The sequence below is a fragment of the Sphingobium sp. BS19 genome, assembly GCF_027925545.1.
Lineage (GTDB): Bacteria > Pseudomonadota > Alphaproteobacteria > Sphingomonadales > Sphingomonadaceae > Sphingobium.
The window spans coordinates 77,720-96,609 of record NZ_BSEF01000002.1 but is presented as its reverse complement, the minus strand read 5'-3'; the positions used below and the strand labels follow the sequence as shown (position 1 = coordinate 96,609).

Here is an 18,890-nt window from a genome sequence, read left to right as displayed (position 1 = left end):
GCGCATGTACGATCAATTTTACGGATTGTCGGGTCGCCCGTTCCAACTTACGCCCGATCCGCATTTCTATTTTGAAAGCGCAACGCATCGTAAGGCCTTGTCTTATCTGGGTTATGGACTGGCGCAGGGCGAAGGCTTCATCGTCATTACGGGCGATATCGGCGCGGGTAAGACGACACTGGTCGGCCATGTCATGGGCACCGTCGATCCAGCACGCCTGACAGCCGCCAAGATCGTCTCGACACAGGTCGGCGGCGACGACATCCTGCGTCTCGCTGCACAGAGCTTCGGCTTGTCTGCGGAAGGCCAGACCAAGGCGCAACTCCTGCAAAGGATCGAAGCGTTCCTCCATGCGCAGGCGCGTGCGGGCAAGCGCAGCCTTCTGATCGTCGACGAAGCCCAGAACCTGGCCATTTCCGCGATCGAAGAATTGCGGATGCTCAGCAATTTCCAGTTGGGCGGTCAGGCGCTGCTGCAGATTTTCCTGCTGGGCCAGCCCGAATTTCGCGACCTCCTCAAATCGCCTGAACTGGAGCAGCTTCGCCAGCGTGTCATTGCGACGCACCATCTTGAACCGATGCTGGAAAGCGAGATCGAACCTTATGTTCTCCATCGCCTCCGTCTCGTTGGCTGGGAAGGCAATCCGCAATTCACCGCGGATGCATTCGCCGCGCTCTACGCTGCAACCGATGGCGTACCGCGCCGGGTGAATGTGATTGCCAGCCGCCTATTGCTGCTGGGTGCCATGGATCAGCTTGGCGTGATCGACGCCGATACGGTGGCTGCGGTGTTGGCCGACATGGGTCAGGAAACCGAAGAACCTGCGGTCGTTGCGCCTTCGCCGATGGATCGTGCCGCCGAACCTTCTTCCGTTCCAGCGCCCGACGCTTCGGCTATCAAGGTGATCCATGCGGAACTTGATCTGCTCCGCACGGAACTTGCCGAAGCGAAAAGAGCGCTGGCCGCGCAGGGCAGTACACCCGATAGTGAGGAAGTCGTCGAGGTGCTTGCCTATTTCGACAAGCGTCTTGACGTCATCGATGCGCGTTCGCGGGAACAGGACACGGCCTTGCGCCGGGTACTGACGCTCCTGGTGGACTGGGTGGAACGCGACGAACAGGCTATGGGATCTTCTCACAGCCAGGCTGCCTGACGGGCAGTGGGATGGGGACGAGTGAATTCCATGCAGAACGCCCTGTCGGTGGACGTCGAGGACTGGTTTCAGGTCGGCGCCTTTGAAAAGACCATAGACCGGGCCGATTGGGACGGCTTGGCGCATCGTGTCGAGCGCAACACCGACAAAGTGCTGGCCCTGTTCGCCGATGCTGGCGTGTCGGCTACATTCTTCACTTTGGGCTGGGTTGCCGAACGCTACCCCGCCTTGATGCGCCGGATCGTAGACGCAGGGCATGAACTGGCCAGCCACGGCTATGACCACCAGCGCGTCTTCACCTTCGCGCCGGAGGACTGGCGCGCCGACCTGTGCAAATCGCGTGCGATCCTTGAGGATGCGTCCGGCACCGCTGTCACCGGCTATCGTGCACCCAGCTTCTCCATCGACACGCGCACCCCTTGGGCCCATACGATCCTCGCCGAGGAAGGCTATGCCTATTCGAGCAGCGTCGCGCCGGTGAAGCACGACCATTATGGCTGGCCCGACTCGCCCCGCTTCGCCTGGAAGCCATGCGCGGACAATCCGCTGATCGAACTGCCCGTCACCACGGCCCGCTTCGCCGGACGAACGCTTGCGGCAGGCGGCGGCGGCTTTTTCCGCTTGCTCCCCTACGCCTTCTCCCGCTGGGCCATCCGGCAAGTAAATGGCGACGCACAACGACCCGCCATCATCTATTTCCACCCATGGGAAATCGACCCGGATCAACCCCGTGTTGCCAATGCTCCAATGCGCTCCAAAGTGCGGCACTACAGCAACCTCTCCGTCATGGCGCCAAAGCTGCGCCGACTGGCGCGCGACTTCCGCTGGGGCCGAGTCGATGCCATCGCTGCTCAGGAATCGCAGCGGCTTGGGGGCATGGCGGCATGACAGCGCACAGCAACAACTGGACCACCGCCGACCGGATCACGGTGGAACAGGCCGCACTGGACGATGCGTCCATCGACGCATGGGTCATGGCCCACCCACGCTCAACGCCATTCCATCGCCCTGCATGGGTCCGCGCCGTTGCGGAAGGCACAGGCCAGACGCCGCTGATGCTCGTCGCCCGCGATGCCAGCGGCAAGATCGTCGGCCTGCTTCCCCTCACGCTCATTCGGTCGCTCCTGTTCGGCAGAGCCCTCGTCTCCACCGGCTTCTCGGTCGACGGCGGCATATTGACCGACGACCCGGCGGTCGCTGACGCTCTTGCCACTGCCTGCTGGGCGCTGGCCGAACGTCATGGCTGCACCACGGCAGAACTGCGCGGCGGAATGCTCCCCGACCTCGGCTGGTCGGTCAAAAACGATACCTATCTCAATTTCTCCAAACCTTTGGCCGCCGATGACGCCGCGCAACTGGCTGCCGTTCCACGCAAGCACCGCGCCGAACTGCGCAAGGGGCTTGATAACGGTCTGACCGTCGAGATTGGCCGCAGTGAAAAACTGCGCGCGCTGCACTACAGCCTGTACGCGCGCAGCGTTCACCGGCTGGGCACGCCTGTCTTTCCACGCACGCTGTTCGACAAGACCCTGGATGCAATGGGCAATGATGCCGATATCATTTTGATATCAAACAATAATGATCCCGTTACAGCCACCCTGTCGCTCTATCATAACGGCACATGTATGCCCTATTGGCAGGGATCGTCGGATGCCGCACGAGCGCTCCGCTCGAACGAAGTTGCCTATTTTCATCTGATGAACCACGCGCGCAACCGCGGTTGCCACACCTTCGACTTTGGACGCTCGAAGGTGGGCACAGGCCCGGCCGCATGGAAAAAAAGCTGGGGCTGGGAAGGCGTGCCGCTGTCCTACGCCGTCCGTTCCGCCGAAGGGCAGGACGCGCGCGACGTCAATCCGCTCTCCCCGCAATATCGCCGCAAGGTTGAGCTGTGGAAGAAGCTCCCGCTCGGCATTGCCAATCTTCTCGGCCCGCATATCGCGCGAGGCCTCGGATGACGCCCGCCGCCGATGCGGTGGCGGGCGAAATCCTGTTCCTGTGTCATCGCATCCCGTTCCCCCCGGATCGTGGCGACAAGATCCGCTCCTTCCATCTCCTGCGCAAACTCGCTGAGATAGCGCCGGTGCACGTGGGGTGCTTTGGCGACGACGCACGCGACCTGTCATTCGCCCCTATGCTGGCCGAGATCGCGATGTCGCAAGTCGTCCTCCAACGCAATGGTTCGCGCGTAACAGGCGGCTTGCGCGGCCTCGCGAGAAACCAGCCACTGCTCGTCGCCCTGTTCGATAACCCGGCCATGCACCAATGGGTCGCCAAAACCCTTAGCGAACGACCGATCCGTGCTGTGGTCGCCTACTCGGTGCAGATGGCCCATTTCGTCCCCGTCCTGCCAACAACCACTCGGTTCTTTATGGACTTCGTGGATTTCGATTCCGCCAAATATGCCGCCTACGGTGCGGAGCAGTCTGGCCCGATGGGGTGGATCAATCGCCGCGAAGGCCGCAAGCTGCTGGCGTTCGAACGCGATGTCGCCATGCGCGCTGACGTCAGCACCTTCGTCAGCGAAGCCGAAGCCGCCATGTTCCGCGCCGCCACGGGCGCAGGAATCGACCGCGTCCGTGCCATGGAAAACGGCGTCGCTCTCGATTATTTCGATCCCTCCGCCTCCTTCACCGCCTTGACGTCAGCGGAAAAGGGGGAAGGGCCGCTCATCGTCTTCACCGGCCAGATGGACTACCGCCCGAACATCGAAGCGGTGGAGAGCTTCGCCCGACAAAGCCTCCCGCTCATCCGCCAGTCCCGCCCCGACGCCCGCTTCGCCATCGTCGGTCGTGCGCCGACCAGCGCCGTGCAGGCGCTTGCCGAGATTCCCGGCGTCATCGTGACAGGCGGCGTAGACGATGTGCGCGGCTGGCTCGCCGCCGCCGATGTCGTCGTCGCGCCGCTGCGGATCGCGCGCGGTATCCAGAACAAGGTGCTTGAAGCGATGGCGATGGCCCGCCCCGTGGTGGCCTCCCCGCAAGCCGCCGAAGGCATAGACGCGACGCACGGCGCGCATCTGCTGGTCGCGCCCGACCCATCGGAAGAAGCCGCGATGGTTCTCGCGCTGCTGGGCGATACCGACCGCGCACAAGCGCTCGGTAAAGCCGCCCGTCAGCGAATGGTCGAGCGGTACGAGTGGGATCGCACTTTGGCGGCGCTTCCCGAACTCGTCATGGGCGGCACCTTGGCATGACCGCAGCCACCGCCACCATGCCGTCACGATCCTTCACAGGATGGCGCGCTCACCTGACGGCGTTGGCCATCGTCGCAACGGCCATCCTGCTGATCTTCATCCGCGACGCGCACGATATGGTCGCGATCTGGTGGAACGCCTCCACCTTCCAACATTGCCTGTTCGTGCCGTTCCTGATCGGCTGGCTGGTGCATCAGCGCTTGCCGGGCCTGAGCCAACTCACCCCGCAGGCATGGACCCCCGGCCTGCTATGGCTGGGCCTTGGCAGCTTCGCCTGGCTCCTCGGCGATGCGGCAGGCGTTGCCCTGTTTCGTCACGCGGGCCTAGTAGTAATGCTTCAGGGTGCCGTCATGGCGCTGCTTGGCCCCAATGTCGCGCGCGCGATCACATTTCCCCTGTTCTACGCCTTTTTCATGGTGCCGTTCGGTGAGGAAGTCGTCCCAACGCTACAAATCCTGACCGCCCACCTCTCGATGTGGCTGCTCCTGCTGGCAGGTATCCCCGCACATATGGAGGGCGTGTTCATCACCACGCCCACCGGCTATTTCGAAGTAGCCGAAGCCTGTTCCGGCGCGAAATTCCTGATCGCAATGGCCGCTTACGCCGTTCTTGTCGCCAATGTCTGTTTCCGTCGCTGGACCCGGCGCATCCTGTTCGTCGGCGGAGCGCTGGCGCTTTCCGTCCTGGCAAACGGCGTCCGCGCCTTCCTCACGATCCTCGTTGCGCACCTTACCACAGTCGATGCAGCCGTCGGCTTCGATCATGTCGTATTCGGATGGGTGTTCTTCGGCGTCATCATGGTGATTGTGATGGCCGTCGCATGGCCCTTCTTCGACCGGAAACCCACCGATCCCGGGTTCGATCCTGACGCTCTGAAGGGCACTATCGGGCTTCGCAGCCCTATGAGTTGGGTAGCACCCGCCGCTCTGGCACTTGCCGCGCTGGCCCCCGTCTGGTCTGCCGTCATGGCCGCCAGCAGCGCACCGGTTCCGGCCCATATCTCCCTGCCCAAAATCCCCGGCTGGTCACGCACAGCGCAGCCGCAATCCTACCCCTGGACTCCCCATTTCAGCGGTGCGGACCATTTCGTGTCAGGCCGATATGCCGATGCGCAGGGACGAATCGTCGATCTATCCATCGCCGTCTACGCCCGCCAACAAGAAGGCCGCGAACTGGTCGGCTTCGGTCAGGGCGCAGTCGGTCCCGATAGCAAATGGGCGTGGACGTCCTCCGCCTTCGCACCGGCCAATGGCATGGGAGAACGCATCACCGCGCCCGGTCCCTTGGTCCGCGACGTCATGACATTCTATGCGGTCGGCGGTGCCATCACCGGCAGCGCGGGCGCTGTAAAGCTTGCCACGCTCAAAGCGCGCCTGCTCGGTCGCGATCAGCGCGCCGTCGCGATCCTCTTCTCCGCCGAAGACCGCGAAGGCCATTCCGCTCAAACCGCCATGACGGCATTTCTGCGTGACCTTGGCCCCGTGAAGGATTTGGCTGACGCCAGCGCCGGCATCCGCTAGGGCAACCGCATATGTGTGGCATAGCGGGCATCTTCCATCTCGAAACGGCAAAGCCCGTCGATCCGGCGCGGGTCCGATTGATGACAGACGCCATCGCGCACCGGGGGCCTGACGGCGCAGGCGTATGGACCGCTCCGGGCGTCGGGCTGGGCCATCGCCGCCTGTCCATCATCGACCTAGGCGGCGGCGCACAGCCTATGCTCACCCCGGACGAAAGTCTCGCCGTCACCTTCAACGGCGAAATCTACAACTTTGCTGAGGTGCGCCGCGACCTGGAAGGGAAGGGGCATCGCTTCCGCACCGACAGCGACACTGAAGTCATCCTTCACGGTTATCGTCAATGGGGCGAGGCCTGCGTCAATCGCTTCGACGGTATGTTCGCCTTCGCCTTGTTCGATCGCCATGCCAATGCCCTGTGGCTGGTGCGCGACCGCCTTGGCGTCAAGCCGCTGCATTACGCGCAGGTTTCTGACGGTAGTGTAATTTTCTCTTCTGAATTGAAAGGCTTGCTGGCTAACCCTCTGTTGCGCCGTGACCCCGATGTGACGGCTATCGAGGACTATATGGCCTATGGCTACGTCCCGGACGATGCCTGCCTCGTCGCAGGGGTCAAGAAACTCGGGGCAGGGGAGACGCTCCGCCTCGTGCGGGGCCAGCCGATCAGCCGTCCGCAAAAATACTGGGACATCAGCTTTGCCGACCGCAGCGCCGCGACCCCGCAGGCGCTGGAAGAGGAACTGACGTCACTGATGCGCGCCGCCGTTCGCTCGCGGATGGTTGCCGATGTGCCGCTCGGCGCATTCCTTTCGGGCGGCGTCGACAGCAGCAGCGTCGTCGCCTTGATGGCGGAGGCGAGCGGGCAGGCGGTCAAGACCTGCACCATAGGCTTCGATGTCGCTGCGCTCGACGAGACGGCTTATGCCGACCGCATCGCGCGCCGCTTCGCTACCGATCATCGCACCCGCATTGTATCCTCGGAAGACTATGGCCTGATCGACACGCTCGCCTTCCATTTCGACGAACCTTTTGCCGATGCGTCCGCATTGCCCACCTACCGAGTCTGCGAACTGGCGCGCGAAACCGTCACCGTCGCATTGTCAGGCGACGGCGCAGACGAAGCCTTCGCCGGATACCGCCGTCACCGTTTCCAGTATCAGGGCGAACGCTTCCGCTCCCTGATACCCGACAGCATCCGCCAACCATTGTTCGGCACCTTGGGCCGCTTTTACCCCAAAGCCGACTGGGCACCGCGCGCCTTACGCGCCAAGTCCACGTTCTTGGAACTCGCGCAGAACGGCGCCGAAGCCTATGCCGCATCGGTCGGCGTTACACCGCACGCCATGCGCCAGCGGCTCTACACCGCCGACATGCGGGCGGCACTTTCCGGCCACCGCGCCGAAGATCGTTACGTTAGTGCAATGAATAACGCCCCGGCCCGCGAACCGCTCGACCGTGCCCAATATGCCGACATGAAAATCTGGCTCCCCGGCGACATCCTGACCAAAACCGACCGGATGAGCATGGCCGTAGGGCTGGAGGCCCGTGAACCGCTGCTCGACCATCGGCTTATGGAATTTGCCGGCCGCCTCCCCGTCAATCAACGTATTCGGGGAAACAGCGGAAAATATCTCATGAAGAAGGCGATGGAAGCCTATTTGCCGCAGGACATTCTCTATCGCCAGAAAATGGGCTTTGTCACCCCAATCACCGACTGGTTTCGCGGTCCGCTCGCCGGAGAAGCCAGCGCCGTCGCAGGCGGCTCTGCCATAGCCCGCACCGGCCTGTTCGATCTCAAGGCAATGGGCAAGGCGGCCTCCGACCATCGCACCGGCATAGCCGACAACGGCCGTTTGCTTTGGCAACTGGTCATGCTGGACAAGGCGCTCTCGCGGCTGTTCAAACTTTAGAATCGTTTTTACGTGTCGACTTATTCATAAACGGCACGCAACTTTCCCGCCCTAAAGCAAAGCTGCACTGGACAAACAGGGTCAGCGCGCTATGCGCCAACGCGCCATATATTAGGGGCAATCGTACTGGAGTCTGTGATGGGTTATCGTGTCGTCGTCGTCGGAGCCACCGGAAATGTGGGCCGCGAAATGCTGAACATTCTTGCCGAGCGGGAATTCCCGGCGGACGAGATTGCGGTTCTGGCATCCTCGCGCTCGACCGGCACCACGATTGAATATGGCGACACGGGCAAAATGCTCAAGGTGAAGAATGTCGAGCATTTCGACTTCACCGGATGGGACATCGCGCTGTTTTCCGCCGGTTCCGAACCGACCAAGATCTACGCGCCCAAGGCGGCTGCGGCTGGCTGCATCGTCATCGACAACAGCTCGCTCTATCGCATGGACCCGGACGTTCCTTTGATCGTGCCAGAAGTGAACCCCGAAGCGATCGACGGCTATACGAAGAAGAACATCATCGCGAACCCCAACTGCTCGACTGCGCAGATGGTCGTGGCGTTGAAGCCCCTGCATGATGCTGCGAAGATCACGCGCGTCGTCGTCTCGACCTATCAGTCGGTGTCCGGCGCGGGCAAGGAAGGCATGGACGAGCTGTTCGAGCAATCGCGCAACATCTTCGTCGGCGATCCGGCAGAACCCAAGAAGTTCACCAAGCAGATCGCTTTCAACGTGATCCCGCACATCGACAGCTTCCTTGACGACGGTTTCACCAAGGAAGAGTGGAAGATGGTCGTGGAGACCAAGAAGATCCTCGATCCCAAGATCAAGGTCGTCGCTACCTGTGTCCGCGTGCCCGTGTTCGTCGGCCACAGCGAAGCGATCAACATCGAGTTCGAGAATGAAATCTCGGCGACGAAGGCCCAGTCGATCCTCCGCGAAGCGCCCGGCATCATGCTGATCGATAAGCGTGAAGATGGCGGCTATGTCACGCCCGTCGAATGCGTCGGCGATTACGCCACCTTCATCAGCCGCGTTCGCGAAGATCCGACCGTGGAAAACGGTCTGGTCCTGTGGTGCGTATCGGATAATCTGCGTAAGGGCGCGGCACTGAACGCCGTTCAGATCGCTGAGCTGCTGGGCCGCCGCCACCTCAAAAAGGGCTGATAGCGTCTATTCCATCGCCATATGCGGAAGGTCGTCTTCATCGGCCTTCCGCTTTGGCTTGCGAAGAAGCAAAAGCAGCGGCAACCCCGCCAAAGTAGCGAACATCATGAAGTAAAAATCGTCCAGATAGGCGATCATCGCTGCCTGTTTGTTCACCATCGCATCCAGTCCGCTCATGATCGTATCGCCCCCAGACCCCAGCACGCTCACCATGCTTGGGTCCGCGGGTAGATTATAGGGGGTCACGGTCCCTGCGATATCGGCATGGCTCACCTGAATATTGCGCGCCAGCAGTGCCGTGACGATCGCTATTCCGACACTTGCCCCAAGGTTGCGCGACAGGTTCAGCAAGCTTGCCGCGTCGGTTCGATACTCATTCGGGAGAGTGGCAAAACTCAGCACGGTAAGCGGCACAAACACAAGGCCCAGCCCCAGCCCCTGGATAAACCCGCTCAGAACAATCGGTCTCCAGTCCATCTCGAGAGACCATCCGGTCATCAGCCCCAACGATCCGGCCATGATGGCAAAGCCCAATCCAAGCAGCAGACGTTGATCAACAACGCCCGCAATTCGGCCAGTCAATGCCGTCGTCAATAAGACGCCGGCGCCACGGGAAGATAAAATGATGCCGGTATCGAGTACCGAGTATCCAAAGAGGTTCTGAAGCAATGGGGGGAGCAGCGCCATTGCTGCCATCATCACGACGCCAATAACAAACATAAGGAGCGTGCCCGAAACCAGATTGCGATCCTGGATCATTGCGGGTGGAAACAAGGGCTTCGGGGCCGTAGCCATGTGTACCGCGAACATCCAGAGGCCGGTGACGGCGATACCTGCTTCAATCCAGATTTCGTTAGATGTGAACCAGTCGACATGCGGCCCGCGGTCCAGCATCAATTGCAGTCCTGCCAATCCTATGGCGAGCATGCCCCAACCCACCATATCGAACTTTCGCGGTGTGTTGGGTTTGCGCGGCAAAAGAAACCATAATCCGACAAGGCACGCTAGACCGATCGGAATGTTGACGAAAAACACCCATCTCCAATTATAATTCTCTGTCAGCCACCCCCCTATAATGGGTCCGAGGATGGGCCCGATCATGACCCCCATTCCATAGATCGACATGGCTTTCGCATGTTCTGATGGCCGATTGACGTCGAGCATGATCGTTTGAGCGAGTGGCGCCAGAAAGGCGCCACCGACACCCTGCAGCAGTCTGAACACCACCATCTCACTCAGGCTTGTGGCAATGCCGCAAAAGATCGAAGCCACCACGAAAAGGACTACTGACGCAATAAACAGATTCCGTGCGCCGTAGCGGGCCGCCAACCAGCCGGTAAGCGGAATAGCGACTGCAGCGGCCAGGATGTAGCTAGTCAGCACCCATGTTATACTGTCCTGCGTCGCACCGAGCGCAGCTTGCATATGTGGCAAGGCAACGTTGGCAATGGTCGTATCGAGCACTTGCATCAGCATTGCTGCCATGACCGATATGGTCAGCAGTGCTTTGTTGCGGACTACGACATTGGGAGCATCTTTTGCCGGGGCAGCGCTACTTGCCGTCATTGCTACTTTCCAGCTTTGCGAATGTCGACGACCACTTTTGCGGACTGACCGGCAATCATCGGACGAGGCGATTTATCGTCGAAGGCAATGCGAACAGGAACGCGCTGCGTAACCTTCACCCAGTTGCCATTGGCGTTCTGCGCGGGGAGCACCGCAAATTCAGAGCCTGTTCCTGCGCCAATGCTATCGATATGCCCGCGAAGCTTCAAATCGGGATAGGCATCTAAGCGCACTTCGGCCGGTTGTCCGGGATACATATGGTCCAGGTCCGTTTCCTTGAAATTTGCCTCGACCCAACTCCGATCGCTGGCAACGATACTTACCGCGGGAAGACCTGTGACCATCATTTGACCCACCTGCAGGCGATCCGACTGGCTGATACGACCTGATGTCGGGGCACGGACCGTGGTACGGGTCAGATCAAGCTGCGCCTTGGCGCGCTGGGCACGGGCTGCGGCAATGTCCGGGTTCTCGCCGGGCACCTGTGCGCCGGTGGCGAGCGATGCTTTGGCTTTCTGGGCATCGACCTGCGCCAACTGAACGCGCAATTGGGCGTTCTGGAAGGCATTCTGGGCAGCCTGCAACTTGGCTCGGGTGGTGAAACCCTTGTTCATCAACTCCTGCTGCCGCTGCAATTCGGCGCGGGTGAACGTGACATCGCTTTGCGCGCCCGCGATGCCGACACCACTGGTGCTATAGTCGGTTTGCAATTCTGTTACTTTGACCTGCGCTGCCGCAATTGCCGCATCGGCTTGGGCCAAGGCAACCTCATAAGGTTGGGGATCGACCCTGAACAGAATATCGCCCGCTTTGACCATCTGGTTCTCGCGCACGTTCACCGAAACGATGCGCCCCCCAACGTCGCTGCTCACGGAAACAACATCCTGCTTGATATAGGCATTGTCAGTGCTGACGGATCGACCGCTCGTCGCGTAGAAATAACCGCCAACTCCGGCAAGAAGCAGCGGCACCGATAGCATCAATGCCAGCCGCTTACCGCGTTTTGCCGTTTTCCGCTGAATGGGATCTGTTTCAGGCAATCTAGAACCATCCCGTTCAACGGCCATTGCCGGAGTCCCCGTTTCCCGGATCGGGCGATCGGCTTCAGCCATTGAGAACTTCCTTTTTAGCTGCGGGATCCAAATCCGTGGAATAATCGTCAATCAGATTGTTGCGAAGTCGGTCGAGCATCTCCTGTAACTGCTCGACCTCGCGAATGGAAAAGCCCTGCAGGCTCTGCGAGCGCATCTCCTCCGCTACCAAACCGAGCTGCGTCAGTAGTGGATCGGTAGCATCCGTCAGAAAAATCTGCCACGCCCGTCGGTCGGTCGGGTCACGGCGACGTTCAACAAGTCCGGCCTGTTCGAGGCGATCGATCATACGGCAGGTCGTGATCGGTTCGACTTCCAGCCGCTCGGCAATCTGACCCTGGTTTATACCGGGTGTCCGATGTAGCATGAACAACACGCGCCATTGCGACCCAGTGACGCCCAACTGCTTTGCCGCGCCGTCAAAACGCTTACGCATTAAACGACCGATGTCGTTCACATAGAACCCAAGATGCTCTGTCATAAGCGCCAACATAATAAGCATAGTTATAAATTTCTATACTCGCTCAGCAACTTTCAGAAATATTTTTACAATTGCCCTGACGACAGGAGGATTCTCATTAAAGAGCGCAAGCAGGGGGTTTGAGCGGCAGACTCAAATGCGTAAGAATCGGCTAAAGAAATAGAGAGCAAAGAAGCCTATTTAGGCTATTGCTCGATGCGTTTCCTCAATCGATACAAGCGGTCTCACCAAGCAGCGGCGAAAAGAATATCGTCCCGCCCACTCAAAGACGGATAGATTCCATTGGCCAGTTCCCCGATTGATATCACGACGCATATGGTGCCGGGCTATCGCGATGCGATGCTGGCCGTTCATGAAATGGGAGAGGGAAGGCCGCTTCTCTTGCTGCACGGACTGTTCTCCAATGCGCATGTGAACTGGATCAAATTCGGACACGCCGCGACCATTGCCGCACATGGCTACCGAGTCATCATGCCGGATTTTCGTGTTCACGGTCAAAGCGCCGCGCCGCACGATCCTTCGGATTATCCTCAGGACGTGCTGGCCCAGGACGTCCACGCCTTGATCGCGCATTTTGAATTGATCGATTTTGACCTGGGCGGCTTTTCTCTTGGCGCGCGGACGAGTGCCTTGCTGCTGGCAAAAGGGTTGCGGCCTGCCCGCGTCATTCTGGCGGGTATGGGTTTGGAAGGGTTATCGGGCTGGGCTAAACGGCGGGATTTTTTCCTTTCGGTGATCGCCGATCGCGACACGATCAAACATGGCGATCCGCGATGGCTATCCGTCCAGTTCATGAAGACGATGAAGGTCGACCCGATTGCGGCTGTGCTCTTGCTCAACAGCTTTGGGGATGTTGATCCGGATACCCTTAGAAGTGTCGATGTCCCGACACTGGTTCTCTGCGGAAGCGAGGATAAGGATAATGGCTCGCCTGAAGCCCTTGTCGATCTTCTGCCCAATGCCCGGCTGGCGGAAGTGCCGGGAACGCATATGAGTAGTGTTACTGAAAAGGCACTTGGAGAAACAATGGCGGCATTTCTGACGGCCTGAACTTTCTACCAAATATCCGTTCGAAATATGGTGACACTACACAGTTAATCCGTAAAACCCGTCCGCGAAGCTGCGTTGCACCATAACGGGAAGTTACAGAACTGCCGTGAACCCCAATCTTGTCATCTTGTCCGTTCTGTTTTTCAGTAGCGCCATCATGTGTTTCACGCTGACATTGGCGTGGCAACATTTCGGGCGGCAGCGACATGTGATGTTCTGGGCATTGTCTTATGGCATTGCCGTTGTGCAGTGGATTTTTAATACCTCGGGGCTCTTTCTCAAAAGCCCTCCGTTGATATTCATTGCAGCCGTATGTGTGCTGGCCAGTAGTTCGCTGGTAGTCATGGGGGCGCGCGTGCGCGCAAACATGCCTGTTCGCTGGCCGCAATTTCTGGTTGGGGCGGGGCTTGCTGTCATCGGCTGCGCAGTGGCCCATAGTCCTATAGGCACGCGGGCAATGCAAAGTGGCATCATCAGCGCCTACACGGGGGTGATGATGGCTGCCGCTGCGGTGGCGATATGGCCCAGAGGAAGGTCGTTCACGGCCCCCGAAAAGGCATTTTTCTCGATGCTGATCGTCTTCGTCTTGTTCGAAGGTCTGGTTACAGTCATGGGGCTGGCTTTGCCGCCGGATGGCACGGACGCTGCGGTGATGGCATATCGGTATACGCTGGCGCTCGGTTTGCCCGCTATTTATGTCGCAATGGGCGTGACGGCGATCGTCGTTATTGCCGGCGATCTTTCCCTTCAGCTTCGGATGCTGATCAGCAACGATCAGCTAACCGGCTTGCTGAATCGCGGGGGTATCGATGAAGCCGGGGCGCGCGCCATTGCTTATGCAAAGCGGCATGAGCGCAATCTGGCCGCCGTGATGTGCGATATGGATAGCTTCAAGGACGTTAATGACGGTCATGGGCATATCGTCGGCGATGCAGCCTTGCGCGCCTTTTCGCGGGTTCTCATGGGTGCAATCCGCCAGGGCGATCTTGCTGCACGGTTCGGCGGCGACGAATTCTGCGTCCTGTTGCTCGATGCGTCGGAGGCAGAGGCCGCCGAAGTAATGGAGCGCGTGCGTACAGGTATTGAAAAGCTGGCTGTCGACCGGATGCCCCCGGGCAGCATTAGCGCAAGCTTCGGTGTGACCGCCTTGCGACCCGGTGACGTAAGCCTGGATGACCTGGTCGCGCGCGCCGACCGCGCATTATACGAATCCAAACAACGCGGCCGCAATCGGGTGACCATTTGGCAAGGGGGGCAAAACGCCCCTAACCAACCGCACCTTGTCCAGGCGTCCGTATAAAATTTATCGGAACGGCGGCTCGTTGAACGCGCGTAGCTTGCGACTATGAAGTCGCGCTCCCTGTTGCCTTAACAATTCGCACGTTTCCAATCCTACTCTCAAGTGACCGGCAATCGCCTCTTCATAAAAGCGGTTGGCCTGCCCCGGCAGCTTCAATTCGCCATGAATCGGCTTGTCGGACACGCACAGCAGCGTGCCATAGGGCACGCGGAACCGGTATCCCTGTGCCGCAATCGTCGCGCTCTCCATGTCTATCCCGACGGCGCGCGACAGGCTGAAGCGCAACGCCGATTTCGAATAGCGCAGTTCCCAGTTACGGTCGTCGGTTGTGACAACGGTGCCGGTACGAAGGCGCCGCTTGAAGTCGTCGCCGCTTCCCAGCACCATTTCAGCGGCATCGGCCATCGCCACCTGAACCTCGGCAATCGCCGGAACCGGTATTTCGGGGGGCAGGACATCATCGAGAACATGGTCGTCGCGCAAATATGCATGGGCGAGAACATAATCCCCAATCCGCTGGCTGGGGCGAAGGCCTCCGCAATGGCCGATCATCAACCATGCTTCCGGGCGCACCACCGCCAGATGGTCGCAGATCGTCTTGGCATTCGATGGGCCAACGCCGATGTTCACCAGCGAAATACCACTGCGGTCGTCCGCAATGAGATGATAGGCTGGCATCTGGTGCCGCCGCCAGGCGCTGTCCGCTATCATCCGCGCAGGATCGGCGGTTTCGGATGTCACATAGACACCGCCAGCACCGGAAAGCGCGACATAGCGACTTCCTGGCTTCTTCAATTCCGCGCAAGCCCATGCGACGAACTCATCGACATAGCGATGGTAGTTGGTGAACAGGATATACCGCTGCACATGCTCGGCCGGCGTTCCGGTATAGTGCTTCAGTCGGGCAAGCGAAAAATCGGTTCGCAACCCATCGAACAGGGCGAGGGGGCGTTCACCGCCAAGGCCGGGCAGGAACAAGCCATCGGCTATTTCGTCGCCAATCTCTGCAAGCTCAGTCGCTGGAAAATGGCGGGCCAGTTCTGTGGGCGGTACGCCGTCCAGCGCACTCATATCCAGACCGTCCAGAACATAAGGAAACGGGATTTCCTGATTGCTCAGGCCGACTTCGACTTCGACCCCGTAATCCGCGACGAGCAAGTCGATCTGTTCGGCAAGATAATCGGCAAACATCGCCGGGCGTGTAACGGTCGTGGCGTAGTCGCCCGCATGCGACAAACGTGCAAAGGATCTGCCGGGCGGTGGCGCATCGCCTTCACCCTGATAATGTACGCGAAGCTGTGGGTAGCAAAAGCGGCGATCGACCTTGGATTGCGGCCCTGGCACGGTCCCTGTCCGGGCATATTCCTGCATCGCGTCGCGCAGGGACTGTATCGATGCCTGATAGATGTCGTCCAGTTGGGCGACGATGGCGGTGCCAATGCTCGGTGAGCCGATGATTCTTGTCATCGCGTCCTGTTACCGCGAAACCCGTCGAAACGGAACAGAGTATGTAAGCTGCGCCCCTGTCACGAGGACAGAGGCGCAGATATGATTACAGTTGGCCGAGCATATGTTCGGCGCTGGAGACCTTGAAATCACCGGCGGCTTCCACGTTCAACTCTTCGACGATGCCGTCGTTGACGATCATGGAAAAGCGTTGTCCACGCGTTCCCAGACCGAATTTGCTCCCGTCCATTTCCAGGCCGACAGCCTTGGCGAAGGCGCCATTGCCATCCGCCAACATGGTAACGGTGCCGTCAGCACCAGCAGACTTTGACCAGGCACCCATCACGAAGGGATCGTTCACCGCCGTGCAGGCAATTTCATCAACGCCCTTTGCCTTCAGATCGGCGGCCTTTTCAATGAAACCGGGAAGATGCTTGGCCGAGCAGGTCGGCGTGAAAGCACCGGGAACGGAGAACAGTGCGACCTTCTTACCGGCGAAATAGTTTGCGCTGTCGACAGGCTCTGGACCATTCTCGGTCATCGTGACGAAGGTGGTTTCGGGCAGTTTGTCGCCTTTTGCGATGGTCATCGAATAATCTCCTGTTGGTGGATGAGCGGAAACGTGACCGGGAGGTCGTGCCTGGATGCGCGTTAGTCAAGCATTCGCGGCAATTAAAGCCAATGAGCGCCTTGTGCGTAAATCTTGTTAAACCGAGCCATTGGCGACCCGGTGAAGCGTCCCTATAGTCGGGGCATGGATCTGCCTCCCTACTATGTTGGAAATTTGTTGCTCGCCATGCCGGGCATGGGTGACCTGAATTTCGACCATGCGGTCATTGCGCTGTGTGTCCATGACGCTGATGGCGCGATGGGTGTCGACGTCGGTTCGGAGATCGGCGGGCTCGGCCTGCGGGAATTGCTGTCGACGTTCGATCTCGACGGCAGCAACGTACCCGACACACCGGTCCTTCGCGGCGGCCCCGTTGAACCGCAGCGCGGTTTCGTCCTCCATTCGCTGGACTGGGGCGGTCAGGACATGGTGCAGGTGGACGATCTATGGGGTTTGTCAGGCTCCCTCGATATTCTGAAAGCCATTGCCGAGGGTCGTGGCCCCAGTCGGTATCTGGTGGCATTGGGATATGCAGGCTGGGGCGCGGGACAGCTTGAAGCGGAAATGACGGGGCATGGCTGGTTTCTTGCGCCAGCCCAAAGCCGTCTCCTGTTTGATACGCCGACACGCAGTCGATGGTCGCGCGCCTTCGCCGCCAGCGGCATCGATGCAGCGATGCTGACAAGCGCACCGGGACAAGCCTGAAATCCAACCAATATAAAGAAATCTTTATATTGCCTTGATTAGTTGCGATGCGATTGGTAGGGAACCTGCATCCGTCGCCATGCCCGCACTTTGTCGGACCTGGGGGCGCCCATGATCAGGAGATTTCTCAGTGGCCACCGCCCCAGCCCTTAACCCGGCCGACTACGTCATTCAGGACATTTCACTCGCTGACTTCGGTCGCAAGGAAATGGACATCGCTGAAACCGAAATGCCCGGCCTGATGGCTCTGCGCAAGGAATTCGGTGCTTCGCAGCCGCTCAAGGGCGCGCGCATTACCGGCTCGCTGCACATGACGATCCAGACCGCCGTTCTGATCGAGACATTGACCGCGCTGGGTGCGCAGGTCCGTTGGGCCACGTGCAACATCTATTCGACGCAGGATCACGCCGCTGCCGCCATCGCCGCCTCGGGTGTGCCGGTGTTCGCGATTAAGGGCGAAACCCTTGAAGAATATTGGGATTATGTCGAGCGCATCTTCGATTGGGGCAATGGCGAAACCTGCAACCTGATCCTTGACGATGGCGGCGATGCCACCATGTTCGCGCTTTGGGGCGCCCGTGTCGAAGCAGGCGAAGACCTGTTCACGCCTTCGAACGAAGAAGAGGAAATCTTCGTAAAGACGCTCCGTCGCGTGCTTGCCGAAAAGCCATGCTTCCTGACCAAGACGGTTCAGGCGATCAAGGGCGTTTCGGAAGAAACGACCACCGGCGTGCATCGGCTTTATGAACTGTCGAAGAAGGGCAAGCTGCCTTTCCCCGCCATCAACGTCAACGACAGCGTGACCAAGAGCAAGTTCGACAACCTTTATGGCTGCAAGGAATCGCTGGTCGACGCGATCCGCCGCGCAACTGATGTCATGCTCGCCGGCAAGGTCGCCTGCGTTGCCGGCTTCGGCGATGTCGGCAAGGGTTCGGCCCAGTCGCTTCGCAACGGCGGCGCGCGCGTTCTCGTGACCGAAGTCGATCCCATCTGCGCGCTTCAGGCCGCGATGGAAGGCTTTGAAGTCGTCACCATGGAAGACGCGGTAAAGCGTGCGGACATCTTCTGCACCGCCACCGGCAATGCCGATGTGATCACCGTCGATCACATGCGCGAAATGAAGAACATGGCGATCGTTTGCAACATCGGCCATTTCGACAGCGAGATTCAGATCGGCGGCCTGAACAACATGAAGTGGGTCGAAATCAAGCCGCAGGTGGACGAAGTCGAGTTCCCCGATGGCAAGAAGCTGATCGTACTGTCGAAGGGTCGCCTCGTGAACCTGGGCAATGCTACCGGCCATCCCAGCTTCGTGATGTCGACCAGCTTCACCAATCAGGTGCTGGCGCAGATCGAATTGTGGACCAACCGCTCGGCCTATCAGAACGACGTCTATGTCCTGCCCAAGCATCTCGACGAAAAGGTCGCGGCGCTGCATCTGGAAAAGCTGGGCGTAAAGCTCACCAAGCTGACCAAGGCACAGGCCGACTATATTGGCGTCCCGACGGAAGGCCCGTTCAAGCCGGATCATTACCGCTACTGATCTTCGGCTGCGGACTATTACGAAAGAGGCGTCGGGTTATCCGGCGCCTTTTTCATATGGTTTGCAGAGAATTCAGGATCGGTGAGCGCAACCGCTTCACGCCGTGCAATCTTTGCGATAGGCGGGGAGTATGAAGAGGATCGGTCGAGCAGGGGGAG

At 59.6% G+C, this 18,890-nt stretch carries 16 protein-coding genes; 11 read left to right on the top strand and 5 right to left on the bottom strand.

The window, feature by feature from the left end:
• The first annotated feature begins 4 nt into the window (after positions 1–4).
• From QMG56_RS02880 to QMG56_RS02850, 7 genes are all read left to right on the top strand, one after another.
• Positions 5–1,153 (top strand): XrtA/PEP-CTERM system-associated ATPase, encoded by a 1,149-nt coding sequence (locus QMG56_RS02880; protein WP_281821064.1) that lies wholly within the window; start codon positions 5–7, stop codon positions 1,151–1,153.
• A 30-nt stretch (positions 1,154–1,183) separates the two neighbouring features.
• Positions 1,184–2,041, top strand: a complete 858-nt coding sequence (locus QMG56_RS02875; protein ID WP_281821063.1) for an XrtA system polysaccharide deacetylase — start codon at positions 1,184–1,186, stop codon at positions 2,039–2,041.
• Positions 2,038–3,111 carry a FemAB family XrtA/PEP-CTERM system-associated protein gene (locus tag QMG56_RS02870; RefSeq protein WP_281821062.1) on the top strand — a complete coding sequence of 358 codons (1,074 nt, stop codon included), beginning with the start codon at positions 2,038–2,040 and terminating at the stop codon, positions 3,109–3,111. Before QMG56_RS02875 ends, QMG56_RS02870 begins: the two co-directional genes overlap by 4 nt.
• Before the next feature lie 17 nt (positions 3,112–3,128).
• Positions 3,129–4,349 carry a TIGR03087 family PEP-CTERM/XrtA system glycosyltransferase gene (locus QMG56_RS02865; protein ID WP_281821223.1) on the top strand — a complete coding sequence of 407 codons (1,221 nt, stop codon included), beginning with the start codon at positions 3,129–3,131 and terminating at the stop codon, positions 4,347–4,349.
• Positions 4,346–5,869 (top strand): exosortase A, encoded by a 1,524-nt coding sequence (gene xrtA, locus QMG56_RS02860; RefSeq protein WP_281821061.1) that lies wholly within the window; start codon positions 4,346–4,348, stop codon positions 5,867–5,869. Before QMG56_RS02865 ends, xrtA begins: the two co-directional genes overlap by 4 nt.
• An 11-nt stretch (positions 5,870–5,880) precedes the next feature.
• On the top strand, positions 5,881–7,776 hold the full coding sequence (locus QMG56_RS02855) for an XrtA/PEP-CTERM system amidotransferase (RefSeq protein ID WP_281821060.1): 1,896 nt from the start codon (positions 5,881–5,883) through the stop codon (positions 7,774–7,776).
• A 138-nt stretch (positions 7,777–7,914) separates the two neighbouring features.
• Positions 7,915–8,940, top strand: a complete 1,026-nt coding sequence (locus tag QMG56_RS02850) for an aspartate-semialdehyde dehydrogenase (protein WP_230188147.1) — start codon at positions 7,915–7,917, stop codon at positions 8,938–8,940.
• A 6-nt stretch (positions 8,941–8,946) separates the two neighbouring features.
• Here QMG56_RS02850 and QMG56_RS02845 read toward each other — a convergent pair whose 3' ends face one another.
• Genes QMG56_RS02845 through QMG56_RS02835 form a run of 3 tightly spaced genes read right to left on the bottom strand, consistent with a single transcriptional unit; the run spans position 8,947 to position 12,054 of the window.
• Positions 8,947–10,506: a DHA2 family efflux MFS transporter permease subunit gene (locus tag QMG56_RS02845; protein WP_281821059.1), complete on the bottom strand. Its 1,560-nt coding sequence runs from the start codon at positions 10,504–10,506 to the stop codon at positions 8,947–8,949.
• Positions 10,507–10,508: 2 nt separating this feature from the next.
• Positions 10,509–11,618 carry an HlyD family secretion protein gene (locus QMG56_RS02840; RefSeq protein ID WP_281821058.1) on the bottom strand — a complete coding sequence of 370 codons (1,110 nt, stop codon included), beginning with the start codon at positions 11,616–11,618 and terminating at the stop codon, positions 10,509–10,511.
• The gene (locus QMG56_RS02835; RefSeq protein ID WP_281821057.1) at positions 11,611–12,054 is read right to left on the bottom strand and encodes a MarR family winged helix-turn-helix transcriptional regulator; all 444 of its coding nucleotides are present in this window, start codon (positions 12,052–12,054) and stop codon (positions 11,611–11,613) included. Before QMG56_RS02835 ends, QMG56_RS02840 begins: the two co-directional genes overlap by 8 nt.
• A 306-nt stretch (positions 12,055–12,360) precedes the next feature.
• On the opposite strand from QMG56_RS02835, the gene QMG56_RS02830 reads away from it, so the two are divergent.
• The gene (locus QMG56_RS02830) at positions 12,361–13,128 is read left to right on the top strand and encodes an alpha/beta fold hydrolase (RefSeq protein ID WP_375713626.1); all 768 of its coding nucleotides are present in this window, start codon (positions 12,361–12,363) and stop codon (positions 13,126–13,128) included.
• Between the two features lie 316 nt (positions 13,129–13,444).
• On the top strand, positions 13,445–14,428 hold the full coding sequence (locus tag QMG56_RS02825; RefSeq protein WP_281821056.1) for a GGDEF domain-containing protein: 984 nt from the start codon (positions 13,445–13,447) through the stop codon (positions 14,426–14,428).
• A gap of 3 nt (positions 14,429–14,431) precedes the next feature.
• Here QMG56_RS02825 and QMG56_RS02820 read toward each other — a convergent pair whose 3' ends face one another.
• Positions 14,432–15,895 carry an AMP nucleosidase gene (locus QMG56_RS02820; RefSeq protein ID WP_230188152.1) on the bottom strand — a complete coding sequence of 488 codons (1,464 nt, stop codon included), beginning with the start codon at positions 15,893–15,895 and terminating at the stop codon, positions 14,432–14,434.
• Between the two features lie 85 nt (positions 15,896–15,980).
• Positions 15,981–16,463: a peroxiredoxin gene (locus QMG56_RS02815; protein ID WP_230188153.1), complete on the bottom strand. Its 483-nt coding sequence runs from the start codon at positions 16,461–16,463 to the stop codon at positions 15,981–15,983.
• A 165-nt stretch (positions 16,464–16,628) separates the two neighbouring features.
• On the opposite strand from QMG56_RS02815, the gene QMG56_RS02810 reads away from it, so the two are divergent.
• Both QMG56_RS02810 and ahcY read left to right on the top strand, forming a co-directional pair.
• Positions 16,629–17,189, top strand: a complete 561-nt coding sequence (locus QMG56_RS02810) for a YqgE/AlgH family protein (protein WP_230188227.1) — start codon at positions 16,629–16,631, stop codon at positions 17,187–17,189.
• Positions 17,190–17,319: 130 nt separating this feature from the next.
• Positions 17,320–18,732: an adenosylhomocysteinase gene (gene ahcY / locus QMG56_RS02805; protein ID WP_281821055.1), complete on the top strand. Its 1,413-nt coding sequence runs from the start codon at positions 17,320–17,322 to the stop codon at positions 18,730–18,732.
• The last annotated feature ends 158 nt before the right edge of the window (positions 18,733–18,890 follow it).

Excerpts from the sequence above, each read along its gene's own strand:
- QMG56_RS02820 (WP_230188152.1), bottom strand. The coding sequence starts at position 15,895 with ATGACAAGAATCATCGGCTCACCGAGCATTGGCACCGCCATCGTCGCC.
- QMG56_RS02850 (WP_230188147.1), top strand. The coding sequence starts at position 7,915 with ATGGGTTATCGTGTCGTCGTCGTCGGAGCCACCGGAAATGTGGGCCGC.
- QMG56_RS02870 (WP_281821062.1), top strand. The coding sequence starts at position 2,038 with ATGACAGCGCACAGCAACAACTGGACCACCGCCGACCGGATCACGGTG.
- QMG56_RS02815 (WP_230188153.1), bottom strand. The coding sequence starts at position 16,463 with ATGACCATCGCAAAAGGCGACAAACTGCCCGAAACCACCTTCGTCACG.
- QMG56_RS02880 (WP_281821064.1), top strand. The coding sequence starts at position 5 with ATGTACGATCAATTTTACGGATTGTCGGGTCGCCCGTTCCAACTTACG.
- xrtA (WP_281821061.1), top strand. The coding sequence starts at position 4,346 with ATGACCGCAGCCACCGCCACCATGCCGTCACGATCCTTCACAGGATGG.
- QMG56_RS02855 (WP_281821060.1), top strand. The coding sequence starts at position 5,881 with ATGTGTGGCATAGCGGGCATCTTCCATCTCGAAACGGCAAAGCCCGTC.
- QMG56_RS02875 (WP_281821063.1), top strand. The coding sequence starts at position 1,184 with ATGCAGAACGCCCTGTCGGTGGACGTCGAGGACTGGTTTCAGGTCGGC.
- QMG56_RS02810 (WP_230188227.1), top strand. The coding sequence starts at position 16,629 with ATGGATCTGCCTCCCTACTATGTTGGAAATTTGTTGCTCGCCATGCCG.
- QMG56_RS02840 (WP_281821058.1), bottom strand. The coding sequence starts at position 11,618 with ATGGCTGAAGCCGATCGCCCGATCCGGGAAACGGGGACTCCGGCAATG.
- QMG56_RS02845 (WP_281821059.1), bottom strand. The coding sequence starts at position 10,506 with ATGACGGCAAGTAGCGCTGCCCCGGCAAAAGATGCTCCCAATGTCGTA.